Origin of the sequence: Micromonospora peucetia (assembly GCF_900091625.1) — a bacterium.
Taxonomy (GTDB): domain Bacteria; phylum Actinomycetota; class Actinomycetes; order Mycobacteriales; family Micromonosporaceae; genus Micromonospora; species Micromonospora peucetia.
The window spans coordinates 4,192,041-4,204,853 of sequence record NZ_FMIC01000002.1 but is presented as its reverse complement, the minus strand read 5'-3'; the positions used below and the strand labels follow the sequence as shown (position 1 = coordinate 4,204,853).

Annotated in this window: 15 protein-coding genes; 7 read left to right on the top strand and 8 right to left on the bottom strand. The window is 73.8% G+C overall.

What is annotated here, in order from left to right; all coding sequences use genetic code 11:
- Window positions 1–57 precede the first annotated feature (57 nt).
- From fabI to GA0070608_RS19555, 5 genes are all read right to left on the bottom strand, one after another.
- Window positions 58–825 carry an enoyl-ACP reductase FabI gene (gene fabI, locus GA0070608_RS19575; RefSeq protein WP_091630030.1) on the bottom strand — a complete coding sequence of 256 codons (768 nt, stop codon included), beginning with the start codon at window positions 823–825 and terminating at the stop codon, window positions 58–60.
- A 53-nt stretch (window positions 826–878) separates the two neighbouring features.
- Window positions 879–1,583, bottom strand: coding sequence for a 3-oxoacyl-ACP reductase FabG (gene fabG / locus GA0070608_RS19570; protein WP_091630029.1), 705 nt, complete (start codon window positions 1,581–1,583; stop codon window positions 879–881).
- Between the two features lie 650 nt (window positions 1,584–2,233).
- Entirely contained in the window at window positions 2,234–3,184 is a 951-nt protein-coding gene (locus GA0070608_RS19565) for a VWA domain-containing protein (protein WP_091630028.1), read from the bottom strand.
- A complete protein-coding gene (locus GA0070608_RS19560; protein WP_091630027.1) occupies window positions 3,181–4,185 on the bottom strand; it encodes a DUF58 domain-containing protein in 1,005 nt (334 codons plus the stop codon). The genes GA0070608_RS19565 and GA0070608_RS19560 overlap by 4 nt, the downstream gene beginning before the upstream one ends.
- Window positions 4,164–5,270, bottom strand: coding sequence for an AAA family ATPase (locus tag GA0070608_RS19555; protein WP_091630026.1), 1,107 nt, complete (start codon window positions 5,268–5,270; stop codon window positions 4,164–4,166). Before GA0070608_RS19555 ends, GA0070608_RS19560 begins: the two co-directional genes overlap by 22 nt.
- A gap of 283 nt (window positions 5,271–5,553) precedes the next feature.
- Between GA0070608_RS19555 and GA0070608_RS19550 the strand changes: the two genes are divergently transcribed.
- From GA0070608_RS19550 to GA0070608_RS19540, 3 genes are read left to right on the top strand one after another with little or no spacing between them, the layout of a single operon-like run.
- Window positions 5,554–5,784 carry a hypothetical protein gene (locus GA0070608_RS19550; RefSeq protein ID WP_091630025.1) on the top strand — a complete coding sequence of 77 codons (231 nt, stop codon included), beginning with the start codon at window positions 5,554–5,556 and terminating at the stop codon, window positions 5,782–5,784.
- 22 nt (window positions 5,785–5,806) lie between these two features.
- Window positions 5,807–6,346, top strand: a complete 540-nt coding sequence (locus tag GA0070608_RS19545; protein ID WP_091630024.1) for a PH domain-containing protein — start codon at window positions 5,807–5,809, stop codon at window positions 6,344–6,346.
- The gene (locus GA0070608_RS19540) at window positions 6,343–7,740 is read left to right on the top strand and encodes a PH domain-containing protein (protein WP_091630023.1); all 1,398 of its coding nucleotides are present in this window, start codon (window positions 6,343–6,345) and stop codon (window positions 7,738–7,740) included. Before GA0070608_RS19545 ends, GA0070608_RS19540 begins: the two co-directional genes overlap by 4 nt.
- Before the next feature lie 16 nt (window positions 7,741–7,756).
- Here GA0070608_RS19540 and GA0070608_RS19535 read toward each other — a convergent pair whose 3' ends face one another.
- Window positions 7,757–8,818, bottom strand: coding sequence for a phosphatase PAP2 family protein (locus tag GA0070608_RS19535; protein ID WP_091630022.1), 1,062 nt, complete (start codon window positions 8,816–8,818; stop codon window positions 7,757–7,759).
- 58 nt (window positions 8,819–8,876) lie between these two features.
- Window positions 8,877–9,470: a CGNR zinc finger domain-containing protein gene (locus GA0070608_RS33520; RefSeq protein WP_091630021.1), complete on the bottom strand. Its 594-nt coding sequence runs from the start codon at window positions 9,468–9,470 to the stop codon at window positions 8,877–8,879.
- Window positions 9,471–9,554: 84 nt separating this feature from the next.
- Here GA0070608_RS33520 and GA0070608_RS19525 point away from each other — a divergent pair, with 84 nt between their 5' ends.
- The 3 genes from GA0070608_RS19525 to GA0070608_RS19515 all read left to right on the top strand — a co-directional run bounded on the left by GA0070608_RS19525 (window position 9,555) and on the right by GA0070608_RS19515 (window position 11,194).
- A complete protein-coding gene (locus GA0070608_RS19525; protein WP_091630020.1) occupies window positions 9,555–9,896 on the top strand; it encodes a VOC family protein in 342 nt (113 codons plus the stop codon).
- A 69-nt stretch (window positions 9,897–9,965) separates the two neighbouring features.
- The gene (locus GA0070608_RS19520; protein WP_091630019.1) at window positions 9,966–10,370 is read left to right on the top strand and encodes a thioesterase family protein; all 405 of its coding nucleotides are present in this window, start codon (window positions 9,966–9,968) and stop codon (window positions 10,368–10,370) included.
- A complete protein-coding gene (locus tag GA0070608_RS19515) occupies window positions 10,367–11,194 on the top strand; it encodes an MBL fold metallo-hydrolase (RefSeq protein WP_091630018.1) in 828 nt (275 codons plus the stop codon). The genes GA0070608_RS19520 and GA0070608_RS19515 overlap by 4 nt, the downstream gene beginning before the upstream one ends.
- Before the next feature lie 226 nt (window positions 11,195–11,420).
- Here GA0070608_RS19515 and GA0070608_RS19510 read toward each other — a convergent pair whose 3' ends face one another.
- Window positions 11,421–12,356 (bottom strand): PfkB family carbohydrate kinase, encoded by a 936-nt coding sequence (locus tag GA0070608_RS19510; protein WP_091630017.1) that lies wholly within the window; start codon window positions 12,354–12,356, stop codon window positions 11,421–11,423.
- A gap of 67 nt (window positions 12,357–12,423) precedes the next feature.
- Here GA0070608_RS19510 and GA0070608_RS19505 point away from each other — a divergent pair, with 67 nt between their 5' ends.
- On the top strand, window positions 12,424–12,798 hold the full coding sequence (locus GA0070608_RS19505) for a nuclear transport factor 2 family protein (protein WP_091630016.1): 375 nt from the start codon (window positions 12,424–12,426) through the stop codon (window positions 12,796–12,798).
- The last annotated feature ends 15 nt before the right edge of the window (window positions 12,799–12,813 follow it).

The following is a 12,813-nucleotide window of genomic DNA, read 5'->3' as shown; positions in this document are numbered from 1 at the left end:
CTCATGCACCACCTCTAAAACCACATCACACGCAAAATGCGTGAATCAGACGTCCTATCAGGCGCCGATGGCGTGGTAGCCGCCGTCGACGTGGACGATCTCACCGGTGGTGGCCGGGAACCAGTCGGACAGCAGCGCCAGGCAGGCCCGGGCGGCCGGCTCCTGGTCGGTCAGGCTCCAGCCCAGCGGCGCGCGCTCGGCCCAGGCCTGCTCGAACTGGTCGAAGCCCGGGATCGACTTGGCGGCGATGGTGCGCAGCGGTCCGGCGGCGACCAGGTTGCTGCGGATGCCCTGCTTGCCGAGGTGCAGCGCCAGGTAGCGGGAGGCAGACTCCAGCCCGGCCTTGGCCACGCCCATCCAGTCGTAGACGGGCCAGGCCTTCGTGGCGTCGAAGGTCAGGCCGACCACCGCGCCGCCGGCGGACATCAGCGGCAGCGCCGCCATCGCGAGAGACTTGTAGGAGTACGTGGAGACGTGCAGCGCGGTCGCCACGTCCTCCCAGGGGGCGTCGAGAAAACCGCCGCCGAGGCAGCTCTGCGGGGCGAAGCCGATCGAGTGCACCACCCCGTCCAGGCCGTCGACGTGCTCGCGCACCCGGTCGGCGAGCCCGGCGAGGTGGTCGGCGTCGGTCACGTCCAGCTCGATGACCGGGGCGGGCTCGGGCAGCCGCCGGGCGATCCGTTCCACCAGGGAGAGCCGGCCGTAGCCGGTGAGCACGACCTGCGCCCCGTTCTCCTGGGCGAGCTTCGCCACCGAGAAGGCGATCGAGGCGTCGGTGATGACGCCGGTGACCAGCAGCCGCTTACCGGCGAGCAGTCCGGACATGCAGGATTCCTCCGTAGTTCTCAGTGACCGCTTGTCAGTGAACTGTCGAGTTGTCAGTGACCCATGCCGAGGCCGCCGTCGACCGGGATGACGGCGCCGGAGACGTAGCCGGCGGCGTCACCGGCCAGCCAGGTGACCACGCCCGCGATCTCGTCCGGCTGGGCGAACCGGTTGGCGGGGATGGCCTTGCGGTATTCAATCCTGCGGTCCTCGGGCAGGCCGGCGGTCATGTCGGTCTCCACGTAGCCGGGCGCGACCACGTTGGCCGTGATGTTGCGGCTGCCCAGCTCGCGGGTGATCGAGCGGGCCACGCCCACCAGGCCGGCCTTGCTCGCCGCGTAGTTGACCTGGCCGGGGCCGCCGTAGAGGCCGACCACCGAGGAGATGAAGATCATGCGGCCCCACTTCGCGCGCAGCATCTTCCCCGAGGCGCGCTTGGCGCACCGGAACGCGCCGGTCAGGTTGGTGTCCAGCACGCTGGTGAACTGCTCCTCGGACATCCGCAGCAGCAGCGTGTCGTCGGTGATCCCGGCGTTGGCGACGAGCACCTCCACCGGCCCCAGCTCGGCCTCGATCGCGGTGAACGCCGCGTCGACCGACGCGGAGTCGGTCACGTCGCAGCGGACCCCGAACAGCCCCTCCGGAGGCTCGCCGCTGCGGTGCGTCACCGCCACCCGGTCGCCCTGCTTGGCGAAGGCCTGCGCGATGGCCAGGCCGATCCCCCGGTTGCCGCCGGTCACCAGGACGGTACGGGCCACGGTTCCCCCTGTAGTTCGATGATCTCCCGGTCGGTCGGAGCCTAGGCGTTACCGGCAGGTAAGCGCTAACGCCGCCCGGGTCATCCCCCTGGTAAGCCGCCCGGCGGTGGGCCCTCCGGAGCGGCTCACCCGACCGGTCGGCCGAGTGCCGCCCGGCGATCATCCAGGTGTACGATGATCCGCGTTTGCGGGCCGTACGGTCCGCGCTCCGGGCCCCGCCGACCGCAGGAGGTGATCGCTGTGCGAGATAGCGATCCTCCTAGTCGTGGCCGGGCCGAACGTCAGCCCCGCTGAGCCACGACTCAGCAGGTGAGCTGACCCAGCTCCGCTCCCCGCCTCCGCCCGGTCACCGGCCCCACGCCAGGTGACCGCGCCGCGCCGGGAGCCGCCCGGTCACGACTTCGTGTGCGCGTCCTGATCCACCCCCTGCGGTCCGCCCCCGCACCCGCGGACCGTCCAGTCGCCACCCGGAGCCGTCCATGAGCCGCTACGTCGCCCCGCTGGGCTTCACCCTCGCCGCCGTCTGGGTGGCCGTCGTCTTCGTCCTCGCCGGCGGCGCCGCGCACTGACCGCCGGGGCGCGCAGTGACCGCCGGCGCCGCGCAGTGACCGCCGGCGCCGCAGTGACCGCCGGCGGTCGGTCCCCGCGCGTCAGAGCATCCGCGAGGACCACAGCAGGTTGAGGGCACCGGCGCAGAGCGCCAGCAACAGGGCCACCCCCGCGTACCACTGGGTGATCTCGCGGGGTTCCGTGCGGAACCCGATGGAGCTGCCCATGTCCTGGTAGACCTGCTTCAACTCGGACACCGAGGCCGCCTCGTAGAAGTAGCCCTCGGTGGCTTCGGCCAGGTCGGCCAGCGCCAGCCGGTCCACCGGCACCCGTTGCAGTTGACCGCCGATGTCCACCTGCCCGTTGTCGGTGCCGAAGGCGATCGTGGAGACCGGCACGTTCGCCGCCTGCGCGGCCGTGGCCGCCTCCTCCACCGACCGGCCCGAGGTGCGGTACCCGTCGGAGAGCAGCACGATGCGGGCCGGCGGAATCCCCGCCGCGCCGTCGGCCGGCACCGTCCGGATCGCCTCCAGGCAGGTCAGGACCGCCTCCCCGGTCGCCGTCGCCTCGGCCAGCACCAGCCCGTCGATCGCGCTGGTCACCGCGTCGCGGTCCTTGCCCGGCGGCACCAGCACGTTCGCCGACTTGGCGAACGAGACCAGCCCCAGGTTGTAGCTCTCCGGCAGCTCGCCGACGAACTGCTTCGCCGCCTCCTGCGCCGCCTCCAGCCGGTTCGGCGCCACGTCGTCGGCCTGCATGGACAGCGACACGTCGATGGCGAGCATCACCGTGGCCCGCTCCAGCGGCTCCCGGGTGTCGACCGACGGCCGGGCCAGCGCGGTCGCCAGCACCAGCAGGCAGAGCAGGAACGCCGTCGCCGGCACGTGCCGCCGCCAGCCCAGCCCCTTCGGCGCCAGACTGCGCAGCAGGTCCACATTGGTGAACCGCATCGCGTACGCCCGGCGATGCAACTGCCGCCAGACGTATAGCGCGGCGAGGGCCAGCACCGGCAGCACTGCCAGCAGCCACCACGGTTGCAGAAAGCGGATCATCGTGTCGTCCCCCTGGTGCGGGCGTGCCGTTGCGCGGCCACGAAACGCACCATGTCGAGCAGCCAGTCTCGGTCCGTACGCAGCCGCAGGTGGGCCGCGCCCGCGCCGCGCAGCGCCGCAGAGATCTCCGCCCGCTGGACGGCCGCCGCCTCGGCATAGCGGTGGCGCAGCCGCGGGTCGGCGGTCTGCACCTCGTGCAGCTCGCCGGTCTCCGGGTCGACCACCGGCAGTACCCCGACGTCGGGCAGTTCCAGCTCCCGGGGATCGACCACCTCGATCGCCACCACGTCGTGCCGGACGCGCAGCTTACGCAGCGGCCGGGCCCAGCCGGCCGGCGGGGCGAGGAAGTCGGAGATGACCACCGCCACGCCGCGCCGCCGGGGCGGCCGGTTGAGCATGTCGACCAGCGCGCCCAGGTCGCTGCGCCCGGGGCGGATCTCGGTGCCGGCGATCGCCCGCAACAGCGCGTGGGCCTCCTTACGGCCGGAGCGCGCGGGCAGCCGGGTGTAGACGTCCGGTCCGGCGACCGGCGGCGCGGTGCGCCACCGGCGGGCCGGCGCGCTCACGCCGCCGCCGCTGCCGATCACCGCGCCGATCCGGTTGCCGCCCCGGACGGTCAGGTGGGCCAGCGCCGCCGCGGCGGCCACCACCACGTCGCGCTTCAGCCAGCGGCCGGTGCCGAAGTCGAGGCTCGCCGAGAGGTCCACCGCCAGCCACGTCTCCAGCTCCCGGTCGGCCACCGTACGCCGGACGTGCGGCATCGTCGTGCGGGCGGTGACCGGCCAGTCCATCCGGCGTACGTCGTCGCCGGGGCGGTACTCCCGGGACTCCCCCGCCTCGCTGCCGGGCCCCGGCAGCAGGCCGGCGTAGTCGCCCTGGAGCAGGCCGTCGAGTTTGCGGGTGACCATCAGTTGCAGCCGCGACAGGACGGCTTCGGTGCGGTCGGAGGGGACGTCGGCGGGCCGACGGGCGGATGGGGTCACGGGCGCTGCCCGGGCCAACCGGCACCCGGCGGCGCGGCGGTCGGCGTGGGGGTGGCCTGCTGCCGGGGCGCGACCGAGGGCAGCGGGATGGTCGACATCACCCGGTGCACCACGTGGTCGGCGGGCACGTCGTCGGCGAGCGCGTCGTAGCTGAGCACCAGCCGGTGGCGCAGGATGTCCGGCGCGATGTCCTGCACGTCCTGCGGCAGGGCGTAGTCCCGACCGCGCAGCAACGCCAGCGCGCGGGTGGCCCGGACCAGGCCGAGCGAGGCGCGCGGGCTGGCGCCGTACTGGATGAGCTGGGCGACGTCCGGCATCCCGTGCTCCGCGGGGGCGCGGGTGGCCAGCACCAGCCGGACCGCGTAGTCGACCAGGGCGTTGTGCACGAAGACCTGGTCGGCCTTGCGTTGCAGGGCGATCAGGTCGGGGGTGGTGAAGACCGGCGCCGGGCGCGGCGGGGTGACGCCCATCCGGTAGACGATCTCCCGCTCCTCGGCGTCAGTCGGGTAGCCGACGACGATCTTCATCAGGAAACGGTCCCGCTGCGCCTCGGGCAGCGGATAGACGCCCTCCTGCTCGATCGGGTTCTGCGTCGCCATCACCAGGAACGGGTCGGGCACCGGGTGGGACTCGCCGCCGATGGAGACCTGCCGCTCGCTCATCACCTCCAGCAACGCCGACTGCACCTTGGCCGGGGCCCGGTTGATCTCGTCGGCGAGCAGGAAGTTGACGAACACCGGGCCCAGCTCGACGTCGAACTTCTCGCTCGACTGCCGGTAGATGCGGGTGCCCATGATGTCGGCCGGCACCAGATCGGGGGTGAACTGCACCCGGGCGAAGGAGCCACCGACCACCTTCGCGAGCGTCTCCACCGCGAGGGTCTTCGCCACCCCGGGCACGCCCTCCAACAGACAGTGCCCCCGGGCGAGCAGCGCTACGAACATCCGCTCCACCATCCGGTCCTGCCCGACGATCACCCGTTTGATCTCGAACAGCGCCCGCTCCAGCAGGGTCGCGTCCTCGGCCGGCGTGGTCACCGGCTCGGGTGTCTCCGGGCCCGTCCCGTTCGGCGTCGGGGCGTCGGGCGTGGTCGGCTGGGCCACCGGTCCTCCACAGCATGATCGGTTGTCGGTGTCGCGCGGCGTGGTGCGTGTCAAGACTCGCATGCCCGGCTGAGTGCCGAGGTGGGGAGAAGCCGATTTTCGCCGCACCGTCCCCGGGAGCCGGATCGGGGGGCCCGCCACGCCGTCCCGGGTGCGGAATCGCCGATCACGGGTGGACACGGGCCGACCCGGCGCGTGTACCATTCACCCCGTCGCCGGGCGGCTCCCCCCGTGGCCGCCCGGCGCGCAAACTTCCAGGTGCCGCCGCCCTAGACTGGCCCGGATGAGCAATCCCCTCCCCGCCGACGATCCACTGGTCTGCTCGTCGCGCGGCTGTCGCGCCTCCGCCCGCTGGGCGCTGAGGTGGAACAATCCCCGGCTGCACGACGCCGAGCGGCGCAAGACCTGGCTCGCGTGCGCCGAGCACCGCTCGACCCTCGGGGACTTCCTCGACGCCCGCGGCTTCCTCCGGGAGGTCGTACCGGCAGCCGGATCGCCTACGCTCGAAGGGTGAGCACGCACAACGGATTCCCCCGGTGAGCGGTGACGGGTCCGCCGGCCCGCCGCCGGCGCCGCCCCTCCCGCCGGCGGGCCCCCTGGAGCCGTGGCCGGACACCGTCCGCTGGCAGTCGATCTCGTCCGACCTGATCTGGGTGGAGCTGATCCGCCTGGCGATGGTGCTGGTCGTTTTCACCCTCGGGCTGGGCGTCGGCTGGGCGCTCAGCGGCAACGGGTTCCTCGGCGCAGCGCTCGGAGTGGTGCTGCTGCTGGGCGTCCTGCGGGGCATCACGATCGTCCGCGCCGTACGGGCCTGGGGCTACGCCGAGCGGGCGGACGACCTGCTGGTCCGGCACGGGCTGCTGGTGCGGCGGCTCTCCATCGTGCCGTACTCGCGGATGCAGTTCGTGGACGTCAGCGCGGGGCCGCTGGAGCGCGCGTTCAAGCTGGCCACCGTGCAGTTGCACACGGCCGCGGCGGCGAGCGACGCCCGGGTGCCGGGGCTGCGCCCGGCGGAGGCGTCCCGGCTGCGTGACCGGCTCACCGCGCTGGGCGAGGACCGGGCGGAGGGCCTGTGAGCGACCCGGCCGCCCGGGGCACGGACCATCCCGGGCCGGCTCCGGCGGAGCCCGCGTCTCCCGGGTCGTCGGAGGGCGTCGAGCCGCGGCAGCGGCTGCACCCGCTCAGCCCCGCCCTGCACGGCGCCAAGTCCCTGGTCGTGGTGATCGCCGGCCTGTCCTGGTCGACGCTGTCGCGGGTCGGCTTCGGCTGGTTCGCCCTGATGGCGGTGGTGCTGGCCCTGGGCACCACCGTGCTGGCCGTGGTGAGCTGGTACTACACCGGTTACCACGTGGTGGGCCGCGAGCTGCGGGTGTACGAGGGGCTCATCTGGCGGCGCACCCGGGCGATCCCGCTGGAGCGACTCCAGGCCGTCGAGGTGGTCCGCCCGCTGCTCGCCCAGCTCACCGGCCTGGCCGAGCTTCGACTGGAGGTGGTGGGCGGGGGCAAGACGGAGGCGCCGCTGGCGTACCTGAGCGTCGCCGAGGCCACCGTGCTGCGCGGGCGGCTGCTCGCCCTCGCCGGGCGGGTCGCGGCCGACCCGGGCATGCCGGCACCGGCCGGGATGCCCGCCGGCCCGGAGGGTCTGCCGGCACCGCCGCCCGGCCGGCCACTGCACACCGTCAGAAACAACGACCTGCTGGTGAGTCAACTGTTGACCCCGCAGGCGTTCATGATCCCGTTCGGTGTCGCGTTCATGGTGACCCAGTTCCTCTCCGAGGATTCCTGGTCGTTCATCGCGGTGGCGAGCACCCTCACCGCCATGGCGGGCGTGCTGCTGCAACCGGTGCGGCGGGTGCTCGACGACTGGAACTTCCGGCTCGCCCGGGACGAGGGCACGTTGCGGATCCGCAACGGGCTGCTGGAGACCCGCGCGCAGACCGTGCCGCTGGACCGGGTGCAGACCGTCGGCGTGACCTGGCCGCTGCTGTGGCGGGTAAAGGGCTGGCTGCGGCTGCGGCTGGAGGTGGCGGGCTACTCCGGCGGCGAGGCCGACGAACGCAACCGGCCGGATCGTCTGCTCCCTGTCGGCGACCAGGCGACCGGTGAGGCCGTCGTCGCCGAGGTGCTGCCCGGGGTGCGGCTGGATGCGCTGCCGCTCAGCCCGCCGCCGACGCGGGCCCGTTGGCTCAACCCGCTGAGCCGGGGTGTGCTCGGCGCCGGGCTCGACGTCCGGGTCTTCGCCGTCCGGTCCGGCCTGCTCACCCGGCAGTTGACGCTCGTACCGTACGCCCGGATCCAGAGCGTGCGGGTCGTGCAGGGGCCGGCGCAGCGGCGGCTGCGGCTGGCCTCGGTGCACGCCGACACCGCCGGCGGCGCCGGTGCGGCGGCCCGGGACCGGGACCTCGCCGAGGCGTGGGCCCTGGCGGCGGAACTGACGGCCCGCGCGCACGCCGCCCGCCGCGCGGGCTGACCCCCGCCCGGACCGGTCAGCGGGCCGCCGGCACCGACGGCGGCTCGGCGGAGGCTGGCGGATCGGTCGACTCAGAGTCGGTCGGCTCGGGGTCGACCGGTTCGGAGTCGGGCCGCGACGGGGCCCGGCGGGCCTTCCGGGCCGCCCACCAGCGTTCCGCCAGGCCGACCACCAGGAAGGCCATTCCGACGTACGCCCAGCCGACCAGCACGTCGATGACGTAGTGCTCGCCCGAGTAGACCAGGGTGAACGTCATCGCCAGCGGGTACGCCAGCAGCAGCGGCCACCAGCGGCGGCGGGTCTGCCGCAGGAAGAACAGCACCACGAACAGCGCGAACGCGGTGTGCAGCGAGGGCATCGCGGCCACCGGGTTGGAGGCGATCTGCCCGGCGTTGAGCAGGTTGCCGGCGCCGTGCATGCCGAACGCCTTCCACCCGCGCGTGGAGATCCGGGCGACCTCCTCCAGCAGCCCGTTCTGCGCCGCCCACCAGGGCGGGGCCGCCGGGTAGAGGAAGTAGGTGACCAGACCACTGGCGCACAGGAAGCCCCAGCGGCGCATGAAGGCCGCCCACCGCCCCCGGTCCCGCAGCCAGAGCACCGCCGCGGCGGCCAACGCCACCACGAAGTGCGAGAAGTAGACCCAGCTGACCGCGACGTCCCACCAGTGCACCTCGGGCCGGTAGAGGTGCTCCTGGAGCCAGGTCGTCGGCACCTGCCCGCCCGTCAACCAGCCGAACATCACCCGGTCGGCAACGATCAGCTCGTACGCGTGCGGGGTGGCGCCGTTGTCGGCGAAGCCCCGGGACAGGTTGTAGACGGCGAGCAGCAGCACCACCGGCACCCAGTCCCGCGCGAAGCGCAGGTGGCTGCGCCACGGCCGGCTGCTGTTCCAGGCGATCGTCCCCGCCCAGATCCAGAGGAACGCGTACGCCGGGTCGGTCGGCAGGCCGATGCCGAACCAACCGACGACGAAGGCGACCCCCCACACCGTCATGGCGACCACGCGACGACGCCCGCCGTCGGGCGAGGCGGGCGGCTCGGTCCGGGCGGGGGGCTGGGGGTCGGTCGCGACAGACATCGCGGTCAAGGTTAACGGCGCGGACGGCATCGACCGACGCCGACCACCCGCCGTGTCCTCAGGAGCGCGACGCCGTCCGTCGGTGATGGGCGGCACGCGCCTTGGCCCGGTTGCCGCACAGCTCCATGGAACACCAGGTGCGGCGGCGGTTGCGGGAGTGGTCGTAGTAGGCCCAGCGGCAGCTCGGCTCGCGGCACGCCTTGAGCCGGTGCCAGGTGCCCGCCGCCACCGCCTCGGCGACCACGGCGAGCAGCCCGGCGAGCGCGGCGTCGACCGGCGTCCGGGTCGCGGGGACGAGGCGGGGCGGATCGATCGTGACGTCGAGCACCAACGGAAGCTCGCGGCTCAGCTCGGCCAGGACGCGGCGGGCGGCCGGATCGAGGCCGTCCGGCCTCGGGCTGGACACCGGTTCGGCGTTGTTCTCCGCGATCAGCGCCCGGATCCCCTCACGGACGACACGGGCCCGTTCCAGCTGCCCCGCGGTGGCCGTGGTGCCGGCCGCGACCAGAGCACGGGTACGCAGCCAGCCGGCGAGCTGCGCGGGTGTGCCGAGGTCGTCGCCGTCGTCGCGGCGGGTGTTGACGAACGCCTCGATCCGGTCGAGCGGCGCGGGCGCCGCGTCGTCGTCCGGCCGGGCGGCATCGGATGCCATGGCCCCATCTTATGACCGGCTATTGACCATGGCCGGTTATCTAACTAGCGTTCGGCCTACGTTGGTTAGAGAAAGGATCGACACATGAGCATCCGCATCGGCAACATCGGCATCGACACGAACGACCTCGCCCGCGCCACCGCCTTCTGGCAGGCGGCGACCGGCTACCAGGTCGCCTCCTCCGACGAGAGCGGCACCTACCTCGAGGACCCGACCAAGGCCGGCGTCGGCCTGTCGGTGCAACTGGTCCCCGAACGCCCGTCCGGCAAGAACCGCCTGCACCTGGACCTGGTCACCGACGACCCGGCCGGCGAGATCGCCCGACTCCGGTCGCTCGGCGCCACGCAGGTACGCCGGTTCGACGACGGCGGCTGGGTGGTGCTGGCCGACCCGGACGGCAACCAGTTCTGCGTCGTCACGGACTGAGCGAGCGACGCCCGCCCGGGCGGCGCCGACGGCCGACGGCTCCGGCCCGGCTCGTCTAGGCTCTGCCTCATGCAGGAGCAGCCGGAGTCCGCGCTGACGCCGGGGCTGAGCGCCCGGGTGGAGCTGACCGTCACCGACACCGACACCGCTCAGGCAATGGGCTCCGGGGACGTGCCCGTGCTCGGCACGCCCCGGGTGCTCGCCCTCGCCGAGGCGGCCACGGTGGCGGCCACCGCTCCCCGGCTGCCCGGCGGGTCGACGACCGTCGGCACCCGGGTCGAGCTCGACCATCGCGCAGCCACCCCGGTGGGGCGGACGGTGGTGGCGCAGGCACGGCTGACCGCGGTCGAGGGGCGGCGGCTGCACTTCGAGGTGAGCGTCAGCGACGGCGACGAGACGGTCGCCGACGGCCGGGTGGAGCGGGTAGTGGTCGACCGGCAGCGCTTCGTGGAACGCGCCACGCGGTCGTCGTGACCGCCCGCTTCGTGCAGGTCGCCGACGGGGTGCACGTGCTGCGCGAGCCGCTGCTGCACGTCAACGTCACCCTCGTCGTCGGCGACGGGGCCGCGCTGCTGGTCGACACGCTCTCCACCGCCGGGCAGGCCGCCGAGCTGGCCGCCGCCGCCCGGGCGGTCACCACCGCCCCCTGGACGGTGGTCAACACCCATCACCACTTCGACCACTGCTTCGGCAACGCGACCCTCGCCGCCGACCCGCCCCGCCCGGTGTACGCGCACGAGGTCACCGCCGAGGCGATGCGCGAGCCGGACCGGCTGCGCCGGGAGGCGTACGCGGAGATACGCGACACGCATCCCGGGCTGGCCGGGGAGGTGGCCGAGACCGTGCTGCTGGCACCGACGCACACCGTGCACGGCGAGACCACGCTCGACGTGGGCGGCCGGCGGGTGGTGCTGCGCCACCCCGGTCGCGGGCACACGGCCGGCGACCTGGTGGTGCACGTACCGGACGTCGACGTGCTGGTCGCCGGTGACCTGGTGGAGCAGAGCGGCCCGCCCGCCTTCGAGGAGTCGTACCCGTTGCAGTGGCCCGACACGGTGGCCGAGCTGCTCCGGATGACCACCCCGAGCACCGTGGTCGTGCCGGGGCACGGCGAGCCGGTGGACGCCGCGTTCGTCCGCGCCCAGCACGCCCAGCTCGTCGAGCTGGCCTGGCTCATCCGCGCCGGGCACACCGGCGGCGCCCCGCCCGAGCGCGTCGCCGCCGAGGCGCCCTTCGGCGCCCGCCCCGCCCTGCACGCCGCCCGCCGCGGCTACGCCGAGCTCGACAACACCGCCTGACGGCACCCCCTCACCTTCCGCACCCTCCCGCCCCCACCAACCCCACCCCAAACCCGCCGCGCCGCGCCCCGCCGCGCCCCGCCGCGCCCCGCCCCGCCGCGCCGATCTTGCAGTTTCCGCCCCCACAAAAGCGTCATATGCCCCAGGTCGTGGGCACAAGGTGCAAGATCGCGGCGAAGGGGGAGGCGGGAGGGAGGGGCGGGGGTCAGGGGGAAGGAGGCAGGGGTCAGGGGGTGAAGCGGGCGAGGACCTCGGCGCGGGTGGGCATGGCGGTCGCGCCGCCGGGCGACTCGCAGACCAGGCCGGCGACCCGCAGCGCGAACGCCACCCGCTCGTGCCAGCCGGCGGGTGCGGCGGGTTCACCGTCGACCAGCAGGTCCGCGATGAGCGCGCCCATCACCGAGTCACCGGCGCCGGTGGCGTCCACCGCGTCGACCTTCGGCGCGGGTACGCGTACCGGATCGGCACCGGCGGCGGCGACCACCGCGCCGGCGGCGCCCAGGGTGACCACCACGGTGCCGGCGCCGAGTTCCCGCAGGTACGCGGCCACGCCCTCCTCGGGTTCGCCGGGATAGAGCAGCTTCGCGTCGGCGGCACTCAGCTTGACGAGGTGGGCGCCGGCGGCGAACTCGGCCACCACCTCGCGCAGCCCGACCAGCGCGGCTGGCCCGTCGAGCAGCCGGGGGCGCACGTTCGGGTCGAAGACCCGCAGCCCGGGGGCGAGCCTCCAGGCCCGGCGCGCGGCGGCCAGCACCGGCGGGTGGAGCAGCACGATCGACCCGCAGTAGACGACGCCGGCGCCCGCGACCAGGTCGACGTCCAGGTCGTCGGGACCGAGCAGGCCGTAGGAGGGCGGCTCGCCGTAGAACCGGAAGTCGGGCTCGGGACCGGCGAAGGTGGCCACCGCCAGCGCGGTCGGGGCGGCGACGGTCACCGCCCCGGCCAGGCCGACGCCCGCCCCGGTCAGGAAGTCGCGGATCCGCCCGGCCAGGACGTCGTCGCCGAGTGAGCCGACGAACTGCACCGCACCGCCGAGCCGGGCGACGGCGACCGCCACGTTCAGCGGCCCGCCGCCGACGGCCTGCCGGTAGGCCGGCTCGCCGGCACACTCGGTGTCGAGCAGGTCGACCAGTGCCTCGCCGAGCACCACCGCGTAACCCATCTCCGGCCCCTCCGTCCACACCGTGCGCCGAACGATCTTGTCGTACCAGGCTGGCACAGTACGCGCCATGACGAGCGCTGAAGCCACCGTATTGGCCTACTGGCAGGCGTGCGAGGCGAGGGACTGGGAGGCCTTCGGCGGGCTGCTCGCCGACAACGTGGTCTACCACCTCCCCCAGACCCGGGAGCGGATCACCGGCCGCGCCGCGGTGCTGCGGTTCAACCAGGAGTACCCCGACGGCTGGCACCTCACGGTGACCCGGGCGGTGGGCTCGGGCCGGCACGCCGCCACCTGGATAACCTGCGCCTACGAGGGCGCACAGCTCTCGGCCACCAGCTTCTTCGACCTCGACGAGGCCGGCCTCGTCCGCGAGGTCACCGAGTTCTGGCCGGAGCCCTACGAGCCGCCGCCCGGCCGCGAGCACCTCGTCGAGCGCTACTGACACATCGAGCAACGG